The 24,612-nt window shown below is 54.1% G+C and carries 23 protein-coding genes, 1 pseudogene and 2 riboswitches; of the genes and pseudogenes, 21 read left to right on the top strand and 3 right to left on the bottom strand.

The genetic code is table 11. The annotated features are described in order from the left end of the window. The first annotated feature begins 22 nt into the window (after positions 1-22). The 5 genes from NSQ24_RS21225 to NSQ24_RS21205 all read left to right on the top strand — a co-directional run bounded on the left by NSQ24_RS21225 (position 23) and on the right by NSQ24_RS21205 (position 4,266). A complete protein-coding gene (locus tag NSQ24_RS21225; RefSeq protein WP_024983062.1) occupies positions 23-847 on the top strand; it encodes a sulfite exporter TauE/SafE family protein in 825 nt (274 codons plus the stop codon). A 75-nt stretch (positions 848-922) separates the two neighbouring features. Beyond that, complete coding sequence (locus NSQ24_RS21220) at positions 923-2,362, top strand: bifunctional UDP-sugar hydrolase/5'-nucleotidase (RefSeq protein WP_003392378.1); 1,440 nt, start codon at positions 923-925, stop codon at positions 2,360-2,362. Between the two features lie 55 nt (positions 2,363-2,417). Beyond that, positions 2,418-2,657, top strand: a complete 240-nt coding sequence (locus NSQ24_RS21215; RefSeq protein ID WP_003392377.1) for a DUF6154 family protein — start codon at positions 2,418-2,420, stop codon at positions 2,655-2,657. Between the two features lie 78 nt (positions 2,658-2,735). Beyond that, on the top strand, positions 2,736-3,038 hold the full coding sequence (locus tag NSQ24_RS21210; protein WP_003392376.1) for a DUF1805 domain-containing protein: 303 nt from the start codon (positions 2,736-2,738) through the stop codon (positions 3,036-3,038). 127 nt (positions 3,039-3,165) lie between these two features. Beyond that, the gene (locus tag NSQ24_RS21205) at positions 3,166-4,266 is read left to right on the top strand and encodes an HD-GYP domain-containing protein (protein ID WP_003392374.1); all 1,101 of its coding nucleotides are present in this window, start codon (positions 3,166-3,168) and stop codon (positions 4,264-4,266) included. A gap of 21 nt (positions 4,267-4,287) precedes the next feature. Here NSQ24_RS21205 and corA read toward each other — a convergent pair whose 3' ends face one another. Continuing rightward, the gene (gene corA / locus NSQ24_RS21200; protein WP_024983064.1) at positions 4,288-5,223 is read right to left on the bottom strand and encodes a magnesium/cobalt transporter CorA; all 936 of its coding nucleotides are present in this window, start codon (positions 5,221-5,223) and stop codon (positions 4,288-4,290) included. A gap of 611 nt (positions 5,224-5,834) precedes the next feature. Between corA and NSQ24_RS21195 the strand changes: the two genes are divergently transcribed. Further along, complete coding sequence (locus tag NSQ24_RS21195; protein ID WP_122958452.1) at positions 5,835-7,151, top strand: globin-coupled sensor protein; 1,317 nt, start codon at positions 5,835-5,837, stop codon at positions 7,149-7,151. A 27-nt stretch (positions 7,152-7,178) separates the two neighbouring features. Here the strand turns inward: NSQ24_RS21195 and NSQ24_RS21190 are convergent, their stop codons facing one another. Further along, positions 7,179-7,676, bottom strand: a complete 498-nt coding sequence (locus NSQ24_RS21190; protein WP_003392371.1) for a Crp/Fnr family transcriptional regulator — start codon at positions 7,674-7,676, stop codon at positions 7,179-7,181. Between the two features lie 86 nt (positions 7,677-7,762). After that, positions 7,763-8,293, bottom strand: a complete 531-nt coding sequence (locus NSQ24_RS21185) for a cysteine dioxygenase family protein (RefSeq protein ID WP_051925515.1) — start codon at positions 8,291-8,293, stop codon at positions 7,763-7,765. Positions 8,294-8,658: 365 nt separating this feature from the next. Here NSQ24_RS21185 and NSQ24_RS21180 point away from each other — a divergent pair, with 365 nt between their 5' ends. The 15 genes and pseudogenes from NSQ24_RS21180 (at position 8,659) to NSQ24_RS21110 (ending at position 24,612) form a co-directional block, all read left to right on the top strand. Next, positions 8,659-9,807 carry an MFS transporter gene (locus NSQ24_RS21180; RefSeq protein WP_339166529.1) on the top strand — a complete coding sequence of 383 codons (1,149 nt, stop codon included), beginning with the start codon at positions 8,659-8,661 and terminating at the stop codon, positions 9,805-9,807. A 191-nt stretch (positions 9,808-9,998) separates the two neighbouring features. Continuing rightward, the gene (locus tag NSQ24_RS21175) at positions 9,999-10,673 is read left to right on the top strand and encodes a GntR family transcriptional regulator (RefSeq protein ID WP_003392368.1); all 675 of its coding nucleotides are present in this window, start codon (positions 9,999-10,001) and stop codon (positions 10,671-10,673) included. 10 nt (positions 10,674-10,683) lie between these two features. Further along, positions 10,684-11,886, top strand: a complete 1,203-nt coding sequence (locus NSQ24_RS21170) for a CoA transferase (RefSeq protein WP_003392364.1) — start codon at positions 10,684-10,686, stop codon at positions 11,884-11,886. After that, complete coding sequence (locus NSQ24_RS21165) at positions 11,883-12,794, top strand: hydroxymethylglutaryl-CoA lyase (protein WP_024983068.1); 912 nt, start codon at positions 11,883-11,885, stop codon at positions 12,792-12,794. The genes NSQ24_RS21170 and NSQ24_RS21165 overlap by 4 nt, the downstream gene beginning before the upstream one ends. Positions 12,795-12,816: 22 nt before the next feature. Then, entirely contained in the window at positions 12,817-13,902 is a 1,086-nt protein-coding gene (locus NSQ24_RS21160; RefSeq protein ID WP_024983069.1) for a DctP family TRAP transporter solute-binding subunit, read from the top strand. A 34-nt stretch (positions 13,903-13,936) separates the two neighbouring features. Beyond that, positions 13,937-14,443 carry a TRAP transporter small permease gene (locus NSQ24_RS21155; RefSeq protein WP_003392359.1) on the top strand — a complete coding sequence of 169 codons (507 nt, stop codon included), beginning with the start codon at positions 13,937-13,939 and terminating at the stop codon, positions 14,441-14,443. After that, positions 14,443-15,717: a TRAP transporter large permease subunit gene (locus NSQ24_RS21150; protein WP_003392358.1), complete on the top strand. Its 1,275-nt coding sequence runs from the start codon at positions 14,443-14,445 to the stop codon at positions 15,715-15,717. Before NSQ24_RS21155 ends, NSQ24_RS21150 begins: the two co-directional genes overlap by 1 nt. 157 nt (positions 15,718-15,874) lie before the next feature. Continuing rightward, positions 15,875-16,736 (top strand): annotated as a pseudogene (locus tag NSQ24_RS21145) (aminotransferase class V-fold PLP-dependent enzyme). Positions 16,737-16,794: 58 nt separating this feature from the next. Beyond that, complete coding sequence (gene yunB, locus NSQ24_RS21140) at positions 16,795-17,514, top strand: sporulation protein YunB (RefSeq protein WP_031932729.1); 720 nt, start codon at positions 16,795-16,797, stop codon at positions 17,512-17,514. A 178-nt stretch (positions 17,515-17,692) separates the two neighbouring features. After that, a complete protein-coding gene (locus NSQ24_RS21135; protein WP_031932728.1) occupies positions 17,693-18,781 on the top strand; it encodes an NAD(P)/FAD-dependent oxidoreductase in 1,089 nt (362 codons plus the stop codon). Positions 18,782-18,866: 85 nt separating this feature from the next. Continuing rightward, a riboswitch (FMN riboswitch) is annotated at positions 18,867-19,017 on the top strand. Positions 19,018-19,202: 185 nt separating this feature from the next. Beyond that, positions 19,203-19,353: riboswitch (FMN riboswitch) on the top strand. 104 nt (positions 19,354-19,457) lie between these two features. Next, positions 19,458-20,573, top strand: a complete 1,116-nt coding sequence (gene ribD / locus NSQ24_RS21130; protein WP_279041806.1) for a bifunctional diaminohydroxyphosphoribosylaminopyrimidine deaminase/5-amino-6-(5-phosphoribosylamino)uracil reductase RibD — start codon at positions 19,458-19,460, stop codon at positions 20,571-20,573. Between the two features lie 45 nt (positions 20,574-20,618). Beyond that, positions 20,619-21,278, top strand: a complete 660-nt coding sequence (locus NSQ24_RS21125; RefSeq protein ID WP_279041808.1) for a riboflavin synthase — start codon at positions 20,619-20,621, stop codon at positions 21,276-21,278. A gap of 13 nt (positions 21,279-21,291) precedes the next feature. Continuing rightward, positions 21,292-22,494: a bifunctional 3,4-dihydroxy-2-butanone-4-phosphate synthase/GTP cyclohydrolase II gene (locus NSQ24_RS21120; RefSeq protein WP_003392341.1), complete on the top strand. Its 1,203-nt coding sequence runs from the start codon at positions 21,292-21,294 to the stop codon at positions 22,492-22,494. 6 nt (positions 22,495-22,500) lie between these two features. Beyond that, on the top strand, positions 22,501-22,965 hold the full coding sequence (gene ribE, locus NSQ24_RS21115; RefSeq protein ID WP_003392339.1) for a 6,7-dimethyl-8-ribityllumazine synthase: 465 nt from the start codon (positions 22,501-22,503) through the stop codon (positions 22,963-22,965). A 135-nt stretch (positions 22,966-23,100) separates the two neighbouring features. Beyond that, a complete protein-coding gene (locus tag NSQ24_RS21110) occupies positions 23,101-24,612 on the top strand; it encodes a spore germination protein (protein ID WP_243013778.1) in 1,512 nt (503 codons plus the stop codon).

Here is a 24,612-nt window from a genome sequence, read left to right as displayed (position 1 = left end):
AGATCAGAGAGAAGGGTAGCACATGATTTATGCTTTGGCAGGCATGTTTCTCATTATCGGCCTGTTCGCTGGAGTCGTCGGCAGCATCGCCGGTTTGGGCGGAGGCATGTTTTTCGTCCCGGCGTTGCTTTATCTCGGCAACGTATATGCACCAGGTTCTGTCAGCCCGCAGATGGCGGCAGGTACGTCATTGATCGTGATTGGAGTGACGGCCCTGTCCTCCTCCGTTTCTTATATCAAACAGAAAAGAGCGGATATCCAAACCGCGCTGCTCTTTTTTTTGGGCAGTGCTCCCGGTGCTATTGTCGGTGTCTATCTTAATACATTACTACCAATAAAGGCATTTTCACTGTTGTTTGGCTTGTTTCAGCTCAGCATGTTTGCCTTGATGATGGTAAAGGACAAACTGAAGCCGCGCAGCGTGAACTGGGATGTCCGGCGGCGATTTGTCGATGCGGAAGGCGTGGAGTACGAATACGGCTACAATCGCTGGCTTGCCGTTTTTGTCGCTTTTTTGGTCGGGATCGTCTCCTCGCTGTTTGGCGTAGGCGGAGGGATTTTGATGGTGCCGGCGATGATGATCCTGTTTCGATTTCCGCCCCATATTGCCGCTGCCACGTCCATGCTGGTTATCTTTTTCTCCGCAATGGTCGGGTCGGCGACAAATATCCTGCATGACCATGTGAACTGGTTGTACGCGGCGATGCTGGCTCCGGGTGCATGGGCAGGAGGCAAGCTGGGGGTACTGGCGGCTAACCGGATGAAAGGGCAGACGATCGTGCTGGTGCTCCGCATCTTGATTTTGGGCATGGCGATTCAGATGATCGGGGAAGCGGTGACGAAGTAAATCGGGCTTGCAGGAAACCCAACGCAATAGACGTCATAGCGGAAAAGATACCAGAGAGAAAAGGGAGGGAAAGTCGTGGCGGACACCTGTACCTTGCATATTTTGCACACCAATGACGTGCACAGCCATTTTTCCAGCATGTCCCGCATTGCCACTTGTCTGCGGCAAAACAGACAGAGGTGGGAAGCGCTGGGAGAGCATGTATTGACAGTAGACATCGGCGATCACGCTGACCGGATGGATGTGAAGACAGAAGCCACATGGGGACGGGCCAATGTAGAAGTGCTGAACCACAGCGGCTATGAGTATGTGACGATAGGAAACAACGAGGGAATCACCTTTCCGAAAGAAAGACTGGATGCTCTCTATGAGCAGGCGACCTTTACAGTTGTACTGGGAAACCTGATCGATCCGGCAACCGGCAGGATACCGCCTTGGGCGGCCTCGCATGCCGTTCATGAGTGGGACGATCTCCGTGTCGGCATTTTGGGTGTCACGGCGTCCTTTCCCCCGTTTTACAAGCTGCTCGGCTGGGAATCCAAAGAGCCTCTCGAGCATTTGCGGGAGCAAGTGGCAGCCTTGCGTCCGAATGTAGACGTTATCGTTCTGCTGTCTCATCTGGGCTATCCCGACGACTGCAGGCTGGCCCGAGAGCTTCAGGGAGTGGACGTCATTTTGGGAGCCCACACTCATCATCAGTTGGAGCGGGGCGAACACATCAACGGCACACTGGTGGCGCAAACAGGCGTGTTTGGCCGCCACGTCGGACATGTGCGGCTGGTGTGGGACAGAGTGGCGAAACGAGTGCGAGAGGCATCTGCAGAGCTGCTTGTTTCCAGCGAGTATCCGTCTGAACCGGTATTAGACGCCCTCTTAGCCAAAAAACAGGAGGCGGCAGAAAAACGGCTCGATCAGACGGCGGTTGAGCTTTCGGTCAACCTGAATATCTCCTGGACGGAAGAAACGGCGTTCGGCTCGATTCTGGCCGCCTCGCTGCGAAAATGGACACAAGCAGAGGTGGGCCTGGCCAACAACGGCCTTTTGCTCGCTCCTTTGAAAAATGGAAGGGTGAGCTATCGGGATTTGCTTCACTGCGTACCCCACCCGATCAACCCGTGCGCTGTTTCGATAACCGGCGAGCAGCTTTACAAAGTGCTGCAGCAGTCGATCCAGCCGCAGACCGTGAATCGGGAGCTGCGGGGATTCGGCTTCCGCGGCAAGGTGACGGGATGGATGGGAATAGACGGTCTCCACGTATGGTATGAAACGGGGGACAGCCCGCGAATTTCAAGGGTCGAGGTCAACGGAGAAGCGCTGGATGCCGGACGCACCTATCGCGTAGGTACCATCGATATGTTCATGTTTAATCGAATGTTTCCCGAACTGGCGGAAGGGGCCGATGTCCGTTTTTACCTCCCGGAAATGCTTCGGGAAATCCTGGCCCAAACATTGGCTGATACGGAGCTGATTGCCGCGGCTCTCCAGCCTCGCTGGCTCCCCCTGGCGCCTTCCTGACGAAAAGCAGGCCGTGGAATAGGGCATGCTAACAGGGAAAAGGAGGGGGCAGCCCATGCGGTTTATCGATGAAGTATACGAGATGTACAAAGGGCACTTCAACGGCGACGAGGAAGACATCGTTGCGATTATCGTAGGTATTCTGGACGAACAATCCCATCAGGATCTCATCAAGCTTGTGACGGAGATGGACGAAGAAGAGCTGTTTCATATGCTGGCCACCTACATGATTGAAGTCATGAAGCGAAAGGTAGCGATGGATGACGAGCGTCCGCCCGTCTCTCTGATCCACTGATGACTGACACCTTCCGGCCAGCAATATCATAGGATGGTAGCGCGCCTACGTGAAGCTGAAAAGAAGGAGGAACTCACGATGATTGAGGTACAGCCTGTTCATTTTGCCGAAGGAACTGCCATCGCTGTTACGGTTCGCCTGCCGAAGACCACTCTGCTGGCGGTTACGACGGATAAAGGATATATCATGTGCGGAGCCCTGGATGTGGGTCTGTTGAATGAAAAGCTGGCTAGCCGGGAAATTATTGCGGGCCGGGCGGTCGGTGTCAAAACGATCGAAGAATTGCTGGACGCTCCGCTGGAGTCAGTCACTCTCACTGCCGAGAAGCTTGGCATTGCCGCCGGAACGATTGGGCGGGATGCGGTACGAAAAATGTTTTAAGAAGAAAAACGCCTTTGTCCTGGGGACGAGGCGTTTTTTCGACAAAATACAACAAAATCAGGAAAAAGAAATGTAGAAGAATCTTGAATCGCGGTATAATAGGGGTACTTTGAAAGAAAGGCGAAGAATGGAAATGAGATTACTCTCTATTCATAAATGTCAGCCTGGTGTCACGCTGGCTCGCTCTGTCTACGCGGAGAACGGAACCATCCTGGTAGGCGCAGGAGTAAGCCTGACACAGCGCATGATCAATCGGCTGATCAATATGAACATCACCAATGTATACATACAGGACAAACGGACAGAGGATATTGTAGTAGAGGCGCCCGTTTCGGAAGAGACACGGCGGGAAGCAATGGGGCTAATCAACGAGACATTCCGCGCTTCCCACCAAAGTCCCCAGAAATGGCAGCAAATGTTTTCAGACAGGCAGTTTGGCAGGCAAATCAGGCAGGTACTTGCGACAGTCGCAGATGAACTGAAGGGCAAGGACTCCGCCATGAACCTGCTGGCTGATGCCTGCGCGTTCGACCATTACATTTTCGCGCATTCATTTAATGTGATGCTCTATTCTACAGCCTTGGCCCTGAAATCCGATTTTGGGGAGAGAGAAGTGCTGGATATCGGCGTGGGAGGCATACTCCACGATATCGGAAAAATGTCGATTCCCGATGAAATTCTGAAGAAACCGGGACGCCTGACCGATGATGAATTTCAAACAATGAAAAAGCACACAGAAATAGGCTTTGAAATGCTGCGGCGCCAGGATGACATTCCGCTGTTGGCGGCACATTGCGCTTTTCAGCATCACGAAAGAATAAATGGGACAGGCTATCCACGCGGGCTGAAGGGAGACGAGATCCATCCCTACGCGCAACTGATGGCGGTCTGCGACGTTTTTGACGCGCTGACGACCCATCGCGTCTATAGACCGCCCATGCTGCCCCACGAGGCGATGGAGCTTTTGTACACAGGTGTCGAGACACTGTACGCCAAAGAATATGTCGAAAGACTTCGCGATACGATTGCGCTTTACCCGCTGGGATTGACGGTCGTGTTAAATACAGGTGAGTCTGGCGTTGTCGTGGACTACAACAAGGGGACACCGAGCAGACCGATCGTTCGCATCTTGTACGATGAGAGCGGAAGTCCCGTAGCAAATCCGTATGAATACGATTTATCCAAACGGCTCCACCTGATGATCGTCTCCTGCGACGGGCTGTTTTAGCGTCCGTGCCCGCCCGTACCGTTAGAGCCATTCCTTCTTTTTGAAGATCAGGTACATGACGATTCCCAGAGAAGCCATAAAGGCCAAAACGATATAATAGCCATGCGGAGATTTCAGCTCGGGCATATACTCGAAATTCATGCCGTATATTCCGGTCACAATCGTGAGCGGCATGAAAATTGTGGTCAATGCTGTAAAAATCCGCATGATATCATTGGCACGGCCAGCTACCGAAGAATGATAGGCTTCACGAAGGTTGCCGATCAGCTCCCGGAACGTTTCGAAGCTCTCCACGATTTTTACTGCGTTTTCCAGGATGTCTCCAAAATACTTCCGCAGTTTGCGGTCGATCAACGGCAGATCTTTTTTGTGCAGAGCATCGATCAGATCCCGCTGCGGCAAGAGCATTTTACGTGCATACAACACTTCACTCCGCAGTCCGATAATCTGGTGGAGCTGCGCCTTTTTTGCATTCACCAGGATTTCTTCCTCCAGCTTTTCGATCAAGTCCTCGATTTTCTCCACGACCTCAAAAAAACTCTCTACAATTTGATCCACCAGATGATAAAGAAAGGCATCCGGCCGGTTGACCTCTTCTTCTCTGATAATTTGCAGCACCCGCGGGTAAAGGCCGGTGTCGTGCTTTGCAACGGTGATGATATAGTGACCGCCGAGAAACAGATTGACCTCGCGCAAAAAAATATCCTGGTTCCCAAATTCCACACTGTTGATCACGATGAAGTAATGGTCCTCGTACACTTCCAGCTTCGGGCGCTGCTCCTCCTCGTCGATGCAGTCCTCGATCGCCAAGTCGTGCAGGCCAAAGAGGTGCTGCAGCACATCGAGGTCAAACAGCGAGGCATCGATCCAATAAAAGCCGTTTCTCGGCGGGAACTGGGTCTGTTCAATATCGTCAATCAGGGTGATCATTCCGTTTTGGACGAGACGAATCTTCATACGCCATACTCCTGCCAGGAATTGATGTATCGCTGCTTGCGCCAGACCGGACTTTTTGTCCTGCCTGTCTGTTCACACGCGGAAATACGTGGTGGATCAGAAAATCACAGGCCGAGCGCAGAGCCGACTCGCTCGGGGAGCGACGGTTTGGGTGCTCCGGGGTAGATCGTTTCATGGCGACGCCCTCCTCATCCAAAGGTTGTTTAGACCAAAGTATGAGGCTGCGTTTGTCCGTTAGCCCTGTTTCCAACAAGAAGGGGAGCAGATGAGTTTTCAGTGAAGCCGCTGAGAGAGCGTCTGTCCGGGCCGCTACATGGAATAGTGTGCCTCAGTTACCGGCTTTTGTTGCACGATGGGTTTTAAGTCTTCCTGAGTAGAGATTTTCGCTCTATTTTTTGAAAGCGTTAACATTGTGGACTGGTTTGGGATACAATGGTAGGGGTACGGCCGCACAAGAGAGGGAAGGAAGTCCTTGTTCGCTTGCGGAAAACGGTAAAATTTCTCGTCGTGCTGGGCATTTTTATCTAGGGAGGGCATACCAAACTGGAAAAAATTATAGTATAGTTACTGTAAATACAGTGAAAACGAAAGATTCCAAAGGAGACCATACAATGAGCAAGTGCCCGTTTTCCAGCTGGTTTGGCTTAAAAAAAAGCAAGCAGACGGAATCCTTTTTCCACGGCAAGATGGAAACAGGAGAAGTGATAATTGAATCAAAGTCTGAGCTGTTAAAGCAATTATCCTTGATTGATCTGACTGAGGATGATCTGGCCGCGGTAAAAATGCTGCAACCGCTCGTTGTTCAAAATATTGGCGATATTGTAAATTGTTTCTACGAAAACCTGGAAAAAGAGCCGTCTTTGATGGCTATCATTGATAAGAACAGTACGATTGAAAGATTGAAGGGAACGCTGACCCGGCATATCACGGAGATGTTCAGCGGAAAGATTGATCACAGCTATATTGAACAGCGCAGCCGAATCGCGGTCATGCATTTGAAGATCGGTCTGGAGCCGAAATGGTATATGTGCGCCTTTCAAAACCTGCTTGTATCCTTAATCAATCTTTTGGAGCGGGAAATCGCGGACAAGCGTGAATGTATCCGTGCGATTACCGTTGTCACGAAGATTTTAAACATTGAGCAGCAAATCGTGTTGGAGGAGTACGAAAACAAGCATGAACAAATAAGGCAGGAGGCCCAACGCAAGAAGGACGAGCTGCGGGTCGTCCTCTCCAACTCCGCCCATGAGCTGGCGGCAGTTTCCGAGGAGACGAGCGCATCCGTGCATCAATTGACCGAGCAGTCGCGGGAGGTGCTGCGTTATGCGGAGAACGGAACCGGTTTCTCCAACAAGGCTCAGCACCTCTCTGATGAGGGCAAGCAGAAGCTGGAAAATCAGCAGCAGCAAATGAAGCTGATCCAGCAAAGCGCTGAGCAGATCGCGTCGGAAATGCGGACACTGGAGGAGATCTCGGAGAAAATTCGCGGGATTGTAGATGTGGTCACGGCGATTGCCGAGCAGACAAACCTGCTGGCCTTGAATGCTGCGATTGAAGCAGCCCGTGCCGGAGAGCAGGGCCGCGGCTTTGCCGTCGTCGCCGGGGAAGTGAGAAAGCTGGCTGAACAGACGAAGCAGTCGGTGTCGGGCGTGACCGAGCTGATCGAAAAAACGAATGCGCAGACGGCCAGCCTGTCTGCTGTCGTGGCCGAAGTACGAGAGCTGGTTGCGTCTAGTACGACGATGACCAGCGAGACCAACCGGTTTTTCGATGAAATTCGCAGTGCTGTCACAGACAGCAAAGAGCAGAGCAGCCGGATCCAGCGAGAGCTTGAGAACTTTTTCCACGTGATGGAAGAGATGAACCATGCCGTTTCACAGGTAGCGATTTCCGCTGATCAGTTGTCGGAAATCACGGAAAATCTGTAGGAAACAAGCACACCTTTGCGGGTGTGCTTATGTTTGTTTCCGCAGTAACCGGTTGACGGTCTCCCTGCGCAAACCGAGGAATTGACCGATTTCTTCCTGGGTCAGCAGATCGGTAATCGGGTAATTTCCAATATATTTGCCAAACCACTCTGTCATCAGAGCCAGCTTCTCCTTTGGAGAAGAGGCAGTGAGCTGGTCCATGCGCTGTTGGGTAAACCGCAGCTTCGATTGGAGCTGGAGGGCAATCTCCCTGTATTTGTATGGGTCTTCCTCCAGGGACCGGTACCATTCAGCCGGAGTAATCACATCGACTTCACAGCTCATCAGGGCAACGGCAGTGCCATGGTACTCTTTTGCCGTCAACAAGGAATGGTGAGGTATAGTTTCTCCGGGCAAGATCAGGTTAAAAAGAAAGGGCGATCCGTCCTCTTGCAGGCGAACCACTTTCAAAAGGCCGGTCCGGAGATGAAACAGCGGCCCCGTCTCTCCCTGCCGAAAAAGAACGTCACCTTTGTTTAGTTTCACGCAAATCACTCCCTCCCCCCACCATACCACTTCGAAGCGGATCTAGTAAAATGTTTGCTTGATGAAAAGAAAAAGCTGCCCCACAGTCAGGGGGCAGCGCCTTTTCCGGTGCTCTCCGTTTCAGGCAGAAGACAGTCAGGCGAGATGCGATACTCTTTGCAGCCAGACAGTGGCGGCGAATAGACGTTCAAAGAGATGACCGGAGTCTGTCCGCCGTTGCGGATGGCGTGTATCTGTCCTTTTTCAATAAAGTACACTTGTCCAGATGCAACAGACATTGTTTCCTGTACGCTGACGTAAGCGGGGGCGCGGGAAGAGCCGGGGATGACGGAATGATTGATATTCATCAATTCACCCTGGAGCACGTATTCCCACCCAAACGACGAACCGTGGTCGTGAGGGGCGGACTCGTGGCCGGGCGGAAGGTAAATGAGAACGATTTCAACATCGTTCGTGCGAAAGAGGACTTCTCTGCCGTAAGGAAGTCCGTCGGAGGACGGCATGCAGGAAGCGAATGCGTCCGCACTGAGCGGGAGGCGGGACAAAACCTCCTTTATTTCACTGGGGGTTGGCTCAGTCAGTATAGCAAAGGCGTTACGAATTTCCTCTACAATCATTTGCATCCTCCAAAGCGTAGTTTTTCTCGCTTATCTGTATGTGTAAAATCGGGAAGGTGTGAAGGGAGACGACAAAATGTTTTTGCTGTTTTGACGTTTTGGCGTTGGAGAAGAGAGCAAACAGGTATATCATGAAAGAGAGACACAAATCGTGTCCATGCAGACGTTTGGGGAGGACGCCCCTGTCAAACAGTGATTTCTCTTTTCCAGCAAAGCAATGATGGATCAAGACCCGTGTATAAGGCAAAGGAGGCTTGCGCATGTCAACTGCCATAATCAGTGTACAAACGCCCTGAACAGGGGCGTAGGAGCTGAACCGTCTGACCGATCAGGGGGTTTAGCAGATAAAAACAAGAAAGTGGTACGTGTATGTAAATGCCTTGTCCGACCTTGGGTCGCGTATGGATTTAATCGCGTTTTCCGCGTTGATTTTTACTTTTGAAAATAGTGCGATGTGGCTGACCGCTTTTTTTCTTGCCAGACAAGTGGGAGGCCTTCTGTTCAGTCTGGCGGCGGGGGTAGTGGCCGACCGCTTTGACCGGCGAAAGGCAATGATTGCAAGTGATCTCGGCTCGGGCCTGGCGATCGCGGCTGTCGTCCTCTTTCCGCATCCGTATACGGTGGTGGCTGCCGCGTTTGTAAAAGGCATCCTGTTCAGCGTATTCCAGATCAGCTTTCGGGCACCGATGCCGAAGCTGTTTCCGGGAGAAGGGCTGGCTGCTGTGAACGGATTGATTGTACGGCTGGAGGCAGTGGCAGGAATGATCGGATTTGTCCTCGGCGGGGTGGCCAGCGACTTGTTCGGGCATATATGGGTCATCGGGTTTGACGCCGCCACGTTTTTTGCTTCTGCGCTTGTCTTGGTGCGGCTGCGGTGGGACAGTTATCCGGCAGCGACCAGACACAAGCGGCAGCGTGTTTCCTGGATAAAGGACCTGCAGGAAGGCTGGTCATATCTGCGGCAAAACGATGTCTTGCTTGCGGTGATAATCCTGTCTTTCTTCTGGACCGTCAGCGTGGCGGCGTACAACTATGGCCTTCCGCTGCTCGCTGAAATGTCGGTCCGATCCCACGCTTCTTTTCACGGATTGATGTGGTCGCTCTTGAGTGTCGGCACACTCGTCGGGGCGTGGCTGGCGCCGCGTCTTGGCTGGAAGGAGTTTTCGGCACTGAGCATCTCGTTGCTCGCGATGGCCATAGTCATCTCGCTCGCCTTTGCCGGGTGGCATCAGCTGATCATCCTGCTGCTGCTAACCGTGACCGGTGTGCTGGAGGGATGGCGGGAGGTGTTTCAGAGGACGATCGTGCAACAGGCGGACAATACGGTTCGCGGGCGTGCCTTGGGGATGCAGACACTGCTGAAGCGTGGAGGGTTTTTTCTCGGCTTTTTGCTGTCCCCGATGATTTTTCAGGCTTATGGCCTGTTTGCCATGGTTGCCGTTTCGCAGGCGGTGCTGGTGCTCGCGGTATCGGGTACGTACTTGTTTGCTCGAAAAAAGACAGGCCAGGGGTAAGGCTGGTCGCATGATAAAAAACGCTCGCGGGCTGTTGATTCGCCTGTGAGCGTTTTTCTGCTGGGAAAGAGTAACATTCCGTTTCATATGCTGAACAAACATAATTGACACTCTTTTTGCAATTGTATTACTATTTTAAAAACATCTTTGTATACAGAATACAGTTTTCATGTTTGGGGTGGGTTGAGCTTATGGCCAAAATGATCAAGCGGAGTGAGACACTCCAGTCCCAGGTGTACGAGTATTTGCGGGAACAGATACTGTTTGGCGGCCTAGCCCCGGGTCAGCGACTGATTGAAGAGAGGATTTGCGAAGAAACTGGCGTGAGCCGGAGCCCGATTCGAGAAGCAATCCGCCGTCTGGAAAAGGACGGCTTAGTTATCGTTCAGGCGCAGGGAGGCGTAACCGTCTACCAGCCCACTCCGGACGACTTTACTCATCTGTATGAGTGCCGTCTGAGTCTGGAGCCGACCGCAGCCATGTTTGCTGCCGAACGCAGGACTGAGGCGGAGGTAAGAGAGCTTCGGGACCTTTTGGAACGGATGAAGGAACTGAACTACCCCAGTGACTCTCGGCGCACGCACGAGTTGAACTTCACGTTTCACCAGCGCATTTCGGAAGCGAGCAAGAATCCGTACCTGACAAAAATCATGAATGAACTGAAAGTGTTGATCTCGTTTTACCGCAATGCCATCCTGGAGGTTCACCCTCGCCGGCCGGAAACGGTCATCTCCGAGCATCAGGCCATCGTAGAGGCGATTGCCCGGCAGGATGGAGAAGAAGCCAAAGCGAGAATGACAGAGCACATCACACGCGATTTTGAGCTGTGCATGGAAGCCGATCGAAAACAAGCAGATGATCAATGAGGAGGGGCCAATGACTACGACGAAGCCGCTGCAAGGCGTGCGTGTCCTGGAGCTGGGAACGCTTGTGGCCGCACCGTTTGCCGGTAAAATTTTCGCTGAATTCGGCGCGGAAGTAATCAAGGTGGAAACCCCGGAAAAGGGCGATCCCTTGCGCAACTGGCGGACGATGCACAAAGACACGTCTGTCTGGTGGTATGTGCAGGCACGCAACAAAAAATCAATCACAGTAGACATGCGCATGGAGGAAGGGCAGGAGATTATTCGCTCCCTGGCCCGGGAAGTGGACATCATCATTGAGAACTTCAGACCCGGAACGCTGGAGAAGTGGGGGATCGGGTACGATGTCCTCAGCGAACTGAATCCCGGCTTGATCATGGTGCGGATTTCAGGCTATGGCCAAACGGGTCCCTACCGCAACAAACCCGGATTTGGAAGCGTGGCTGAAGCCATCGGCGGCCTGCGCTATCTGACCGGCTACCCCGAACTGCCGCCAGTGCGAGTCGGTGTCGCCATCGGCGATTTGACCGCGGGGCTGTACGCCGTGATTGGCGGGATGATGGCCTTGCACGCGCGAGACAGGTCACCTGAGAAAAAGGGACAGATGGTTGATGTGGCGTTGTATGAAGCCGTTTTCAGCCTGCTCGAGGGCGTCCTGCCGGAATACGACTTGAAAGGGCTCGTCCGCGAAAGAACAGGGAGCACGCTCCCGGGAATCGCGCCGTCCAACACGTATTTGTGCGCTGACGGGAAATACATCGTGATCGGAGCAAACGGCGACAGCATTTTCAAACGGCTGATGCATGCGATCGGACGAAGCGATGTGGCGGAAAATCCGCGCTATGCGAACAATCAGGGACGGGCGGAAGACGTCGCCTACATCGATCAGGTGATCGAGGAGTGGACAAAGCAGCATACGCTCAAGGAAGCACAGCGGTTGCTGGACGAGGCTGCTGTTCCCGTCGGACCGATCTACAGCATCGAGGAGATCGTCCAGGACGAGCATTATCGGGAGCGCGGGATGGTCGAAGAAATTGATTTGCCCGACGGTGAAAAGGTGCTCTTTCCCGGCGTAGTGCCGAAGCTTTCCGAAACACCCGGTACCCATGAGTGGGTAGGGCCTTCTCTGGGAGAGCACAACGAGGAGATTTTCGAAAAGCTGCTCCAGCTGGACCCGGCCGTATTGGCCATGCTGAAGGAGAAGAGAGCGATATGACGAGAGATGTAACCATTCTGGAGGTAGGGCCGCGAGACGGATTGCAGAATGAGGCGGGGTTTATTCCTACGGAGAAAAAGCAGCAGTTGATTCGCATGCTGGCCGACGCTGGTCTGACAAGGATTGAAGCCACTTCGTTTGTCCATCCCAAGCGGGTACCGCAGATGGCGGATGCCGAAGAGGTCGCGAGGTCGCTGGCTGACATTCCGCATGTTTCGTTCAGCGCTCTCGTTCCCAACCGGAAAGGGTACGAACGGGCAGCCGGCTACGCACTGGGCGAGATCAACTGGGTGACTTCGGCAAGTCCGGCCTTTAACAAAGCGAATATCAACCAGACGATTGAGGAGAACCTGGAGGCGTTCCGCGAGCTGGTCCCGTTGGCTGGTGAATCGGGACGCTTGCTCAGGTTTTCCATTGCGACCAGCTTCGGCTGTCCGTTTGCTGGCAGAGTGGACCCGGATGTCGTGGTGCGGCTCGCCGAGCTGGCGCTTGATGCGGGCGCAGGAGAGATCAGCATCGCTGACACCATCGGCATCGCCGTCCCGGATGAAGTATTCTCGCTCTGTGATCGCCTGGTCAAAGCGGTGGGCTCTGAGCGATTGTCCCTGCATCTTCACGACACCCGCGGCCTGGCCTTGACCAATACGTATGCGGCATATACCGCAGGCATCCGGACGTTTGAGACGGCTGCAGGGGGCTTGGGAGGCTGTCCGTTTGCGCCCGGAGCTGCGGGCAATGTAGCGACGGAAGACGTCGTGTATATGTTTGAGAGGATGAAGGTAAAGACAGGTATTGAATTTTCAAAACTTTTAGACGCTTCGGAGTACGCCGTCAGCCTCTCGATGAGAATGCCGCTCGGGCGCATCCGTCTCGTAGAAAAGAAAGAGCAATCGACGATTGGCTTTTAAATAAAAGAGGAGGGTTTCGACCATGAAAAAGAAATGGATAGGAGTACTGACGGCAATCAGTTTGCTGGGAGGACTGCTGGCAGGCTGTGGAGGAGCCCCTGCGCAAAGCGGGGCCGGAGGCAGCGGAAGCGCTCCTGCAGCGAACAGCTCGCAAGGCGGCACGGCGGCGGCTACAGACGAATACCAGGAAGCGACGATTCGTCTGGCTTACAACCTGCCGCAGGATCACCATATTTCCAAGGGAATCGAGGAGTTTGCCAAAAAAGTAACCGAGCGCTCCGGCGGCAAGGTAAAAGTGCAGGTGTATCCTGCCGGCCAATTGCTCTCTGACAAAGAAATGAACCAGGCCATTTTGACAGGCGGCGTGGAAATGGGCGTCAACTCCACGACGCTGTGGGCATCTGTGGTTCCGGCAATGGGACTGTTCGACGTTCCGTTTGCGCTTCCGACCTCGTACGAATTGGCGGGGAAAGCGCTGTCCGGATCGGTCGGCGAGAAGCTGAACGCGGAAATGGAGAAGAAGGGTGCCAAGGTATTGCTGTTTGCGGACTATGGGTACGCGCAATTTGCAAACAGTGCACGTCCGTTGACCAAGCCGGAAGACTTCCAGGGTCTGAAGATTCGCAGTATCGGCCATATTCCGTCCGTGATGATCCAGGCGTATGGCGCGGCACCGGTCTTTATGGGAGCAGGCGAGGTTTACATGGCTCTGCAGCGCAAGACAATCGACGGTGCGACCTCTGGTACGACAGCGATGGTTCAGCGGAAATACGATGAGGTATCCAAATATTTAACCGTCGTCAACTACGCTTATCTGGAGTTCGTACTTGCCGTCAACAAGAAGTACTGGGATGCTTTGCCGCCAAAAACTCAGGAGCTGCTAACCACTACAGCCAAAGAGACGGAAGACTGGATTCGCCAGCAGGCTGAAGCAGAAGACAAGAAAACCGCCGACGAGTTAAAGCAAAAAGGAATGGAAGTCTACGTTGTGCCAGAGGCGGAACTTCCTGCGTGGAAGGAAGCGGCCAAGCCAGCCTGGGACGAGTACCTGAAAACTGCCGGCGACTTGGGCAAAGAACTGCTGGGAGATCTGCAAAACATCAAGTAAAGCCTGAGGCGAGGAGCAAAGAGGGGACGTTTTCATGAAATTTTTTCAAGTGTTGTATGGCTGGATCGACAGTTTGATCAAGTTCGGCGGAGTGATCGCCGGTATCTTTATCGTATTGGCAACGGGGATGACCTTTTACGAGATCGTCTCCCGCTCTCTTTTTAACGCGCCGACGATTTGGGCAACCGAGCTTACCATTTATGCAATCATGGGAAGCTGCTTCATCGGAGCGGCTTACGCGGTTCGGGTGGACGCCCATATCAAGGTGGACCTGCTGCTGCACAACGTATCTGCGTCCGTGCGCCGCTGGATGCTGATCGCATCGGCCCTGATCGGTCTTTTGTTCAGCCTGGTGTTTTGCTATTTGAGCTGGGAGCATGTCCAACAGTCGATGGAGCTGGGATTCACCTCCGCTTCCCTGCTTCAAATCCCGATGTACATTCCGGAAATGCTGCTGCCCATCGGCGGCGTGCTGCTCGGTCTCGCCTTCCTCTTGCAACTGGTTGACTACATTCGCGGACAGGAAGGAGGCGAGGCGTAATGGGATTGTTTTTTGCGGGAGGAATGGCCTCGCTGATGCTGGTAGGGGTGCCGGTCGCCTTCACTCTCGCGGTACTGGCGGCAATCGGCATGTACTGGTTCAACGGAGGGGCTCTCGGGCTTTCTCAAGTCCCTATCATTGCCTACAAGGCATTGGATGATTTTACGATGAGCGCCTTGCCGATGTACGTGCTGATGAGTCAAATTCTTTTGTTCAGCGGAGTCGGCAAGGAGCTGTATGAGATGGCAAGCCGCTGGCTGCGTCATTTGCCCGGGGGCTTGGCCCTGGCGACGCTGGTGTGCTGCGGAATTTTTGCTGCGATCTCCGGCTCCAGCGTAGCGACTGCGGTCACGATCGGGATGGTGGCGATCCCCGAGATGACGGCGCGCGGGTATGACAAAAAGGCGGTGCTTGGCCTGCTCGCTGCGGGAGGAACCTTGGGTATCCTGATTCCGCCGAGCGTGCCGATGATCATTTACGGCTCAGTCACTGGCGAATCTGTCGGAAAGCTGTTCATCGCCGGTGTCCTTCCGGGGATCTTGCTGCTGCTGATCTTCATGGGATACGCCTCCTGGAAAATGCGGCACATCAAGGAGGCGCCAGCGACCTGGGCAGAGCGCTGGCAAGGGACACGCAAAGCGATATGGGGGCTGATGATGCCGGTACTGATCATCGGCGGCATCTACTCCGGTATCTTTACCCCGACAGAAGCCGCTGCTGCCGGTGTCGTCTTCAGCGCACTCGTAGCCGGACTCGTGTATCGCAGCCTGTCCTGGGACAACATCAAGAAAATATTGCTCTCGACGGTGGCAACCAATGCGATGATTTTGTTTATCATCGTGGGGGCGATGCTGTTCGGCTTTATCCTGACATCGCTGCAAATCCCGCAGGCCATGACCGAAATGGCGACAAGCCTGCCTGTTTCCAAATGGGTCGTCTTCATTCTCATCAATATCCTGCTGCTCGTTCTGGGCTGCTTTTTGGAGACGGTATCCATTCTCGTCATTACGCTGCCGATCCTGTATCCGATCATCACAGCGCTGGGATTCGACCCGATCTGGTTTGCCATCATCATGGTCGTCAACATGGAGCTGGCGTTGATTACGCCGCCGGTCGGACTCAACCTGTTCGTGCTCAAAGGCGTAGACCCGTCGTCGCCGATATCCACAATCGTTCGGGGCGCCGCGCCGTATGCGGTTATCATGGTTTTGTTCATTGTGCTGCTCGCTGTCTTCCCGTGGCTGTCGCTCGGGTTTATCGACGGCGTGAAATAGAACGAGCAGAAATCCTCTGTACCTTATTGGTTCAGAGGGTTTTTGCTATGCAGGGGAAACAGACGGCAAAACGAAAAACAATAGGAACAATAGAAAAGCCGAGGAGGGTAAACAAGTGAGCAGATGGAAGGAAGTAAACCCGTCGCTTCGCACGATCATGACTCCGGGTCCGGTTGAGGTAGACCCGCGGGTATTGAGGGTTATGGCAACTCCTGTACTGGGGCAGTTTGATCCCGAATTTACCGATATGATGAATCGCGTGATGGAAATGCTGCGAGAATTGTTCTGCACTCGCAATCAGTGGGCGTATCCGATCGACGGGACTTCCCGCTCGGGGCTTGAGGCCGTGCTGTGCAGCCTGATCGAACCGGGCGACAAAGTGCTCGTTCCCATCTACGGTCGATTTGGCCATCTTCTGACGGAGATTGCCCAGCGTTCAGGTGCGGAGGTGCACACCATGGAAGCGCCGTGGGGCGAAGTGTTTGATGAAGAGAAGATCATCAGGGAAATGGACCGCGTCCGCCCGAAAATTGTAGCGATCGTGCACGGCGAAACCTCGACCGGCTGCATGCAGCCGCTAGCCCGGGTCGGACATGCGTGCCGAGAGCGGGAGGCGCTGCTCGTGGTAGACGCTGTGGCTACGCTCGGGGGATCGCCTGTCGATACGGACGGGTGGATGCTCGATGCGGTCGTCGGCGGAACGCAAAAGTGCTTGTCCGTTCCCGCTGGAATGGCTCCGATCACCTACAATGAGCGGGCTGAGCGAATTATCCAGGAAAGAAAAAGCGTGGAGCGCGGGCTGGCGGGGAATCTCTCTGAGCCGTCAGAGCGGAGGATCCGCAGCAACTACTTTGACCTGGGCATGCTGGCGCATCGGCACGATGGGCTTCAGTTGCCGGAAAAAGAATGTCCTGCACGTGTTGGCAGGTCTTGAGGCGGTGCTGATCCGCATGGGAGCGAAGGTTCATCGCGGAGAAGCTCTGCAAGCCGCGCTGGATGTATACGAAATTCCGTCATAACTCCTTTTTGGTTACGTATTTTTTGCGCCTCCCAGCCATAGGATGTACCAACTGGGAGGTGACGGGCGTGGCCGTGTTTCGACCCCGTCGGCGGTGGAGGAACCCGCTTTCTCGTTCGAAAGCGTTTTTTATCGCACTGGTCATTTTTTTGGCGATGAGCATTCAATTTTTGTTTTTTATCGAAAAACGCCTGGAACCGACGCTGAAGATTCTCGCAACCCAAAAAGCCGAGCAGTTGGCCAAACAAGCGATTACAGATGCGGTCACCAAGCGGATTGCCCAGCAAGGGGTAGATTTCAACCAGATCGTCAAAATTGAAAAAGACAATCAGGGGAGAATCCAGGCGTACCAGTTCAACTTCAAGGAGTATGCCCGGATCGTAGGGGAGACCACCTCCCGCGTACAGAACCGGCTGAGGGAGTTTGAAGAGGAAAAGGTAGACCGCTATATCCCTTTGGGGCTGGCGACAGGCAGCAGTTTTTTGGCGCAAATGGGTCCGGATCTGCCGGTGACGTTTGTGCCGATCGGATCTGTCAAGACGAAGCTGGAGACGGAATTGACCGAGGCCGGCATCAATATGGTCCTGGCAACCGTCTACATTTTTGTTGAAGTGGACTTGCGCATCGTGATTCCTTTTGCCACCGACCAGAAGACGATCACGACGAAGATTCCCATTACCCATTCGCTGATCATTGGCGATGTGCCTCAGTACTTGTACAACAATCCGGAAGGAAAGCCGGATGTGCCCAGACCGGAAGACGTATCCAGGCAGCCGTAAAAGAGCCAAACAGGCGGCTGCTACAAAAACGAGCACGTTCCCGTTGCTTCGGGGAGTGCTCGTTTGGGCATTTCCAAAACATGGAGGAGGAAGATTCCAGGGAGGAAACTGATAGAGGGAATAAAAGGTGTCGGTTCGTCAAGAATGTTAGGAAAACAGACGAACGGATGATGAAAGCGTGAAGGTTGCGATTATGGGCGCCGGTCTGTCAGGCTTGGCCTGCGCGATCACACTTGAAAAACACGGAATATCGCCCGCCGTTTTCGAAGTGAGGGAGCGGTTAGGCGACCGCTTTGTGAACGCTGAATCCATGCTCTCCATTTTGCAAAAGCCGATTACGGATCCGGTTGCCTTTTTCGCGGAGAAAAACGGCATTTACCTCAAGCCGACTGCGAGCATCCAAAGGCTGCTGGTGTTCTCGCAGAGCCAAAAGGCGGAAATCGAAGGAAGTCTGGGATTTATCAATTACCGCGGCAGACATGAGCACGCTTTTGAAAGGCAGCTCGGCCGGCAGGTAAAAAGTGCCATCCAGTACCGGTCCAAAGCGACATACGAGGAATTGCTGATGGAGTACACGCACGTAGTAGTCGCCACAGGAGACGGGGAGTACACAAGGAAAATGCATAACTTCCGGACAGACCTGACCGTGTCGCTAAAAGGTGCAATGGTAACCGGAGACTTTGACAGGTACACGCCTTGTGCATGGCTGGATTACAGCTATATGGAAAAGGGATACGGCTATTTGCTCCCGCTTTCGGACACGGAAGCGAACCTGGTCATGGCCTACCCCGACTATCCAGAGAATGACCGGCTTGATGTCGACGAGCGCTGGGGTTTATTTTACGAGCGGGTTTGCCGGGACCTGCGTCAGCCGCTCAGGATTACCAGTCACTTTCATGTGACCGGATACCCGATCGGCATCTGCCGCAGGGCGAGGATTGGCAATACGTTTTTTGTCGGAAACTGCTTTGGCGCACTGATGCCCTTCTTGGGATTTGGCCAATTCACGGCGCTGTTGACAGGCATATATGCAGCGTATGATATATGCGGCAAGGGCGCTTATGAAGAATTGACGCAGCCTTTACGGCGCAGTTACGAGAATTCACTGGTTTTACGCAGGGCAGTGGAGAGGCTGGACAATGAGGATTTGGACAGAATCGTCCCTGTCTTGGGAAGCAGGTGGGGAGAGAGCATTTTGCAGGGCAAATCTTTCAATGCTTTGCGCTGGCTTGCTTTTGCCTTGCGACCATGGATGACAAAGCGGTAGTTGCCGACAGGAGGGAAACTGCCGACTTCCAATAAAAAAGTGTAGTGCTTGTAAAAAAACGTGTTATAATGCAAGCAACTGATTATCCAACCTTCAGGGTAGGGTGAAATTCCCGACCGGCGGTGATGACGAACGCACGTCCGAGCCCGCGACTCGCCCATGAAAGATATTTCGTGAGCGACTGACTTGGTGAAAATCCAAGGCCGACGGTAAAGTCCGGATGGGAGAAGGTGGCTATAGTCTTTGGCTTTGTTTAAAAAACCGAGCACCAAAGGCTTCTTCTTCTATGCCCTGAAACTTGTTCAAGGGCATTTTTTATTGGGAAAGGGTGATGGCGACTCGCGCGACAGGAAGTAGGAGACATGCCTTGGTAGTCTCCTGGCTCGTGATTGCGGGCTGGCGGCTCGGCAGCAACTGAATAGATGACCTTCAGGGCAGGGTGAAATTCCTGACCGGCGGTAATGACGAAAGCAGCGTCTGAGCCCGCGACTCGCCCATGGCTGAAGCCATGAGCGACTGACTTGGTGAAAATCCAAGGCCGACGGTTACAGTCCGGATGGGAGAAGGTGCATGTGGCCTTCGTTTCTCTGTGAAAAAACAGAAAAACGAGAGGCTTCTTTCCCAATGCCCTGAAGCGTGCTTCGAGGGCATTTTTCATTGGGGAGGAGAGGAACTCATGTCAGGAAATGACTTGTCGTATATGGCGTTGGCACTGGACTTGGCGAGGGCGACAAGAGGACAAACCAGTCCCAATCCGGTAGTGGGAGCCGTTGTCGTCCGGGACGGAGCAGTCGTGGGGATGGGCGCTCACGTAAAAGCGGGTGAACCACATGCCGAGGTGCATGCACTGCGGATGGCTGGTGAGCATGCGAAAGATGCCGTGCTTTACGTCACATTGGAACCTTGCAGTCATCATGGGAGAACCCCTCCTTGTGTGAATGCGATCATTGAAGCCGGCATCAAGCGAGTAGTGGTTGCAGTGGCGGACCCGAATCCGCTTGTCGCCGGTACAGGAATCGCTCGCCTCAGACAGGCGGGTGTGGAAGTAACAGTGGGAGTGGGAGAAGCACAGGCGAAGAAGGCAAACGAAGTCTTTTTCCATTTCATCACGACGAAAACACCGTTTGTGACCGTCAAAACGGCAGCTTCGCTGGATGGGAAAATCGCTACGCATACGGGGCACAGCCGCTGGATTACGGGTGAAGAGGCCCGCCAGCAGGTCCATCAGCTACGGCGAGAGCACGATGCTATTTTGGTTGGGGTTCAGACAGTGCTCGCGGACGACCCTGAGCTCACGGCCCGCCAACAGGGAATAGCCAGGGGAAAGCAGCCGCTTCGTGTCATTCTCGACAACCAGCTGCGGACCCCTTCGGAAGCCCGCGTGATACGGGACGGCAAGGCGCCGACGCTCGTTTTCACAGCGGATGACGCACCCATCGGCAGGCAAAAAGAGCTCGAGAGCCACGGGGCCGAGATTGTGAGACTGGAAGGGCGCGTAACAGTCGAGCAGGTGCTTGCGGTGCTGGGGGAAAGAGGGATCACTTCTCTGTTTGTCGAAGGCGGAGCGGCGGTCAACGGCTCTTTTTTGCAGGCACGGGCCATTCAAAAGGTCGTGCATTTTCTCTCCTACAAGCTGATCGGCGGACAGGGGGCGCCTGCTCCCTACGGGGGACTGGGCGCAGCTCATATGGGGGAAGCCATCTCTCTGGCGGACGTGGATGTCGAGCCGATCGGAGGAAGCGATCTTTGCATTACCGGCTATCCGGTATGGCCGGATGGAGCCAGCGAATAGCGAAACGCGCAGGAATGCGGGCTGCAAATGATAGGAGGGGAAGCCGTGTTTACCGGATTGATTGAAGAAGTAGGTACAGTAGATTCCATTGCGGTCACCGAGCGGTCCAGCAAGCTGACGATACGGGCCGCGGCCGTTTTGGAGGATGTTCGCCTGGGTGACAGCATCGCTGTCAACGGCGTTTGTCTGACGGTCACCTCGTTTTCCGCGAACCGCTTTCAGGCAGATGTCATGCCGGAAACGTGGCGGGTGACGGCCCTGTCCAGCCTGAAGCCGGGGATGCGTGTCAACCTGGAGCGGGCGCTGCAGCTCGGAGATCGTCTCGGCGGCCATCTGGTCTTGGGCCACGTAGACGGCACAGGAAAAATCCTCTCCAAAAAAACGGACAGCAATGCGGTGCGATTTGCGATCCAGGCGAAACCGCACCTGCTTCGCTACGTAGTGCCGCGCGGCTCGATCACTGTAGACGGCATCAGTTTGACCGTAGTGGCCGTTGACGAGGAGAGCCTGTCCGTTTCGATCATTCCGCATACGCTCAAGCAGACCAATCTGCTGGAAAAACAGGTCGGCGATCCGGTCAATCTGGAGACGGATGTGATCGCCAAATACGTGGAGAGGCTGCTTGGCGGCAGGACTCCGGGCGAACAACAGAAAGCACCAGCAGGCCTGAACCTGGCTTTTTTGCAGGAACACGGCTTCGCTTAAGGAGGGAACAACGATGTTTCATACCATTGAAGAGGCGATTGAGGCTTTGCGAAGCGGCCGCCCTGTCATCGTCGTGGATGACGAGGATCGGGAGAATGAAGGCGATTTCGTTTGCCTGGCCGAAGCGGCAACGCCGGAGATGATCAATTTTATGGCAATGCACGGACGCGGTTTGATCTGCGTCCCTGTCACACAAGAGCATGCGGAACGCTTGAAGCTGGCTCCCATGGTGGAAGCAAATACGGATCGCCAAGGCACTGCCTTCACGGTCTCTATCGATGAAACTGGGACGCATACAGGCATTTCTGCGCATGAGCGCTCCCATACGGTGCAATCCATGCTGGACGAGAGCAAAGGCGCAGACGATTTTCGCCGTCCGGGACATATTTTCCCCTTGATCGCCAAAGCAGGAGGCGTGCTGAGGCGCGCAGGACATACCGAGGCAGCAGTCGACCTGGCCAGGCTGGCCGGAGCGAAGCCGGCTGGCGTCATCTGCGAAATCATGAACGAGGACGGGACAATGGCTCGCCTTCCGCAGTTGATCGAGATCGCCAAGCGGTTTGAGCTGAAGCTGATCACGATTGCCGACCTGATCGAGTACCGCATGCAGCATGAAAGATTGGTAAAGCGCGAAGCAGAGGCCAAGCTGCCTTCCGCCTTCGGGGATTTTCGCATTGTCGCCTACACCAATGAACTGGACGGCAAGGAGCATGTGGCGATTGTAAAAGGAGAGATTGACAGCAGCAAGCCCGTCCTGGTAAGGGTCCATTCGGAGTGCCTGACCGGGGACATATTCGGTTCGCATCGCTGCGATTGCGGCCCGCAATTGCATGCTGCCCTGCGCATGATCGAGGCCGAGGGCCGAGGCATCGTTCTCTACATGCGCCAGGAGGGCAGGGGCATCGGACTGATCAACAAGCTGAAGGCTTACCGGCTGCAAGAGCAGGGCTATGATACAGTGGAAGCCAACAAAAAGCTCGGTTTTCCCGCTGATCTTCGCGATTACGGGATCGGGGCGCAAATTCTGCTCGATCTGGGCGTAAAGCAGATGCGGCTGATGACGAACAATCCGCGCAAAATTCGCGGCCTTTCCGGCTATGGAATGCAGGTCGCCGAAAGGGTTCCGCTGCAAATGCCGGAGCATCCCGAAAATGAAAAGTATTTGCACACAAAACAGGACAAACTGGGCCATCTGCTCCAGTTTGCAGGGGAGTGAAGGATCATGAAACATTGGGAAGGAAATTTGATCGGAACTGGCTTGCGTGTCGGGATTGTCGCAGGGAGATTTAACGAGCTGATTGTCAGCAAGCTCGTCGGTGGCGCTCTCGATGCATTGAAGCGGCACGGTGTCGAGGAAGACGCGGTAGAGGTTGCCTGGGTGCCGGGGGCATTTGAAATCCCGCTGATCGCCAAAAAGATGGCGGAGTCCGGAAAGTACGATGCAGTCGTGACCCTGGGAGCGGTCATCCGCGGTTCCACTCCGCACTTTGATTACGTGTGCAGCGAATGCGCCAAAGGGGTAGCATCGGTCTCGCTGAATACGGGGATTCCCGTTATCTTTGGCGTACTCACGACCGACTCGATCGAGCAGGCGATCGAACGAGCGGGGACCAAGGCAGGCAACAAAGGTTGGGAAGCGGCTTCGGCAGCCATCGAAATGGCAAATCTGAGCCGGCAATTTGCTTGACATAGGGGTATCCTATACGGCAAAGCAAAAGCGGGGGCAGGCGCGAGGGCGCATCGTCCCCGCTTTCCTTTTGGATAATTTGACCAGGGATGGGCAAAGTAAGAAGGATTTTCCTGTGCACAGGGGGCGGGATCCATGGATGTAAAAGCGTGGTGGAGAAAGAACGCTGACAAGGTACTGACACGTCCCGGTTCTGGCCATTCTGCGAAAAGGCGCCCAAAACAGGCTGCACACAAGGTCCGAGCCTTGCTGCAAGCGCGAATGCAAAACGTGGATGATTTTACAGTTCTCCATCTGTCGATGAACGATGAACCTGTAGAGGTTTACTTTCTGAATACCTTGGTAGATGAGTCCAATATTTACGAGAGCATCCTTCTTCCTCTTCAGCGAGAAGACGGGCGCCGCCCTGTGCGAGCCCTCCCCTTGGGCCAGTTGGTCAATCCCGATGAGGAAATGAAGATAACGGACAACCTGCTGCGTGGACATACGATTCTCATCTTTCCCGAGCGGGACGAGGTGCTGCAGGTAAATACATTCAAAGCGCCGCACCGTACGATCAGCCCGCCGGAGACGGAATCGACGGTGCTTGGTCCGCAGGATTCATTTGTGGAAATGCTTGAGGTGAATCTCTCGCTGATTCGCCGCCGGATCGCAAACCCTGACCTGAAAATCGAGGTACATAGCATCGGGACTCAATCCAGAAACAAAGTAGCCATCCTGTACCTAGAAGGCATCGCCAACCCGGAAAATATCACTCGCGTTCAGGAACGAATTAAAAATACGGAATATCACGGCTTTGTCGGGATGCCGATTTTGAAGCAGATGCTGGAGGACAAGCCTTATTCGCCATTTCCCCAGTTTGGACTCACCACACGGCCGGACAATGCGGCGGCGGCTTTGCTGGATGGGCGCATTTTGCTCATTTTGAGCGGAAGTCCGGAAGCGGCCATTTGTCCCGCTGCTTTTTTCGAGTTATTCAGCAGCCCGGAGGATTTTTACAACCGCTGGTCGACAGCCAGCCTGCTGCGGATGATCCGTTTCCTGGGACTTTTCCTGACCGTTTTGCTCACTTCCAGCTATGTTTCGGTATTAACCTATCACCCGGAAATGCTGCCCCCGCCACTGCTGACGATTTTATCCGAATCGCGCAACAGAGTGCCGTTTCCGCCTGTAATCGAGGTGCTGATCATCGAGCTTGTCATCGAAATTCTCCGTGAGGCCGGAATACGCATGCCGACCAAAATCGGCCAGACGATCGGTATTGTCGGGGGTATCGTGATCGGGACCGCCTCCGTACAGGCGGGCCTTGCCAGCAATATCTTGATCGTTCTCGTGTCCGTCTCTGCTCTTCTGTCCTTTGTCCCCCCTAACTTCCTCATGAGCAATGCCATTCGGCTGGTTCGCTACGGATTTATTCTGTCGGCCGGGTTCTTGGGGATGTACGGACAAATGTTGATGCTTGCTCTGATGTTTGCCCACTTGCTCAATCTGACCTCGCTCGGTACGCCTTATATGAGCACAGGTATTCCACGCGTCTGGAGCGATGTCTTTAACAGTTTGCTGCGTACTCCATTTAAATTCATCGCATTTCGGAGCGGAATGGCGAACGCCAAGAAAAAGCAGATTTTTCCCATAGACGAGGAGTAG

This window comes from Brevibacillus sp. FSL L8-0520 (assembly GCF_037963895.1).
Taxonomy (GTDB): domain Bacteria; phylum Bacillota; class Bacilli; order Brevibacillales; family Brevibacillaceae; genus Brevibacillus; species Brevibacillus borstelensis.
The sequence above is the reverse complement of the archived record's forward strand: the minus strand, read 5'-3'. Positions and strand labels throughout refer to the sequence as shown.

Coding starts and splice junctions, on each gene's coding strand:
- NSQ24_RS21210 (WP_003392376.1), top strand. CDS start 2,736: ATGATTGAGGTACAGCCTGTTCATTTTGCCGAAGGAACTGCCATCGCT.
- NSQ24_RS21175 (WP_003392368.1), top strand. CDS start 9,999: ATGGCCAAAATGATCAAGCGGAGTGAGACACTCCAGTCCCAGGTGTAC.
- NSQ24_RS21205 (WP_003392374.1), top strand. CDS start 3,166: ATGGAAATGAGATTACTCTCTATTCATAAATGTCAGCCTGGTGTCACG.
- NSQ24_RS21170 (WP_003392364.1), top strand. CDS start 10,684: ATGACTACGACGAAGCCGCTGCAAGGCGTGCGTGTCCTGGAGCTGGGA.
- ribD (WP_279041806.1), top strand. CDS start 19,458: ATGTCAGGAAATGACTTGTCGTATATGGCGTTGGCACTGGACTTGGCG.
- NSQ24_RS21225 (WP_024983062.1), top strand. CDS start 23: ATGATTTATGCTTTGGCAGGCATGTTTCTCATTATCGGCCTGTTCGCT.
- corA (WP_024983064.1), bottom strand. CDS start 5,223: ATGAAGATTCGTCTCGTCCAAAACGGAATGATCACCCTGATTGACGAT.
- NSQ24_RS21120 (WP_003392341.1), top strand. CDS start 21,292: ATGTTTCATACCATTGAAGAGGCGATTGAGGCTTTGCGAAGCGGCCGC.
- NSQ24_RS21110 (WP_243013778.1), top strand. CDS start 23,101: ATGGATGTAAAAGCGTGGTGGAGAAAGAACGCTGACAAGGTACTGACA.
- NSQ24_RS21155 (WP_003392359.1), top strand. CDS start 13,937: ATGAAATTTTTTCAAGTGTTGTATGGCTGGATCGACAGTTTGATCAAG.
- ribE (WP_003392339.1), top strand. CDS start 22,501: ATGAAACATTGGGAAGGAAATTTGATCGGAACTGGCTTGCGTGTCGGG.
- NSQ24_RS21195 (WP_122958452.1), top strand. CDS start 5,835: ATGAGCAAGTGCCCGTTTTCCAGCTGGTTTGGCTTAAAAAAAAGCAAG.
- NSQ24_RS21165 (WP_024983068.1), top strand. CDS start 11,883: ATGACGAGAGATGTAACCATTCTGGAGGTAGGGCCGCGAGACGGATTG.
- NSQ24_RS21185 (WP_051925515.1), bottom strand. CDS start 8,293: ATGATTGTAGAGGAAATTCGTAACGCCTTTGCTATACTGACTGAGCCA.
- NSQ24_RS21160 (WP_024983069.1), top strand. CDS start 12,817: ATGAAAAAGAAATGGATAGGAGTACTGACGGCAATCAGTTTGCTGGGA.
- NSQ24_RS21215 (WP_003392377.1), top strand. CDS start 2,418: ATGCGGTTTATCGATGAAGTATACGAGATGTACAAAGGGCACTTCAAC.
- NSQ24_RS21150 (WP_003392358.1), top strand. CDS start 14,443: ATGGGATTGTTTTTTGCGGGAGGAATGGCCTCGCTGATGCTGGTAGGG.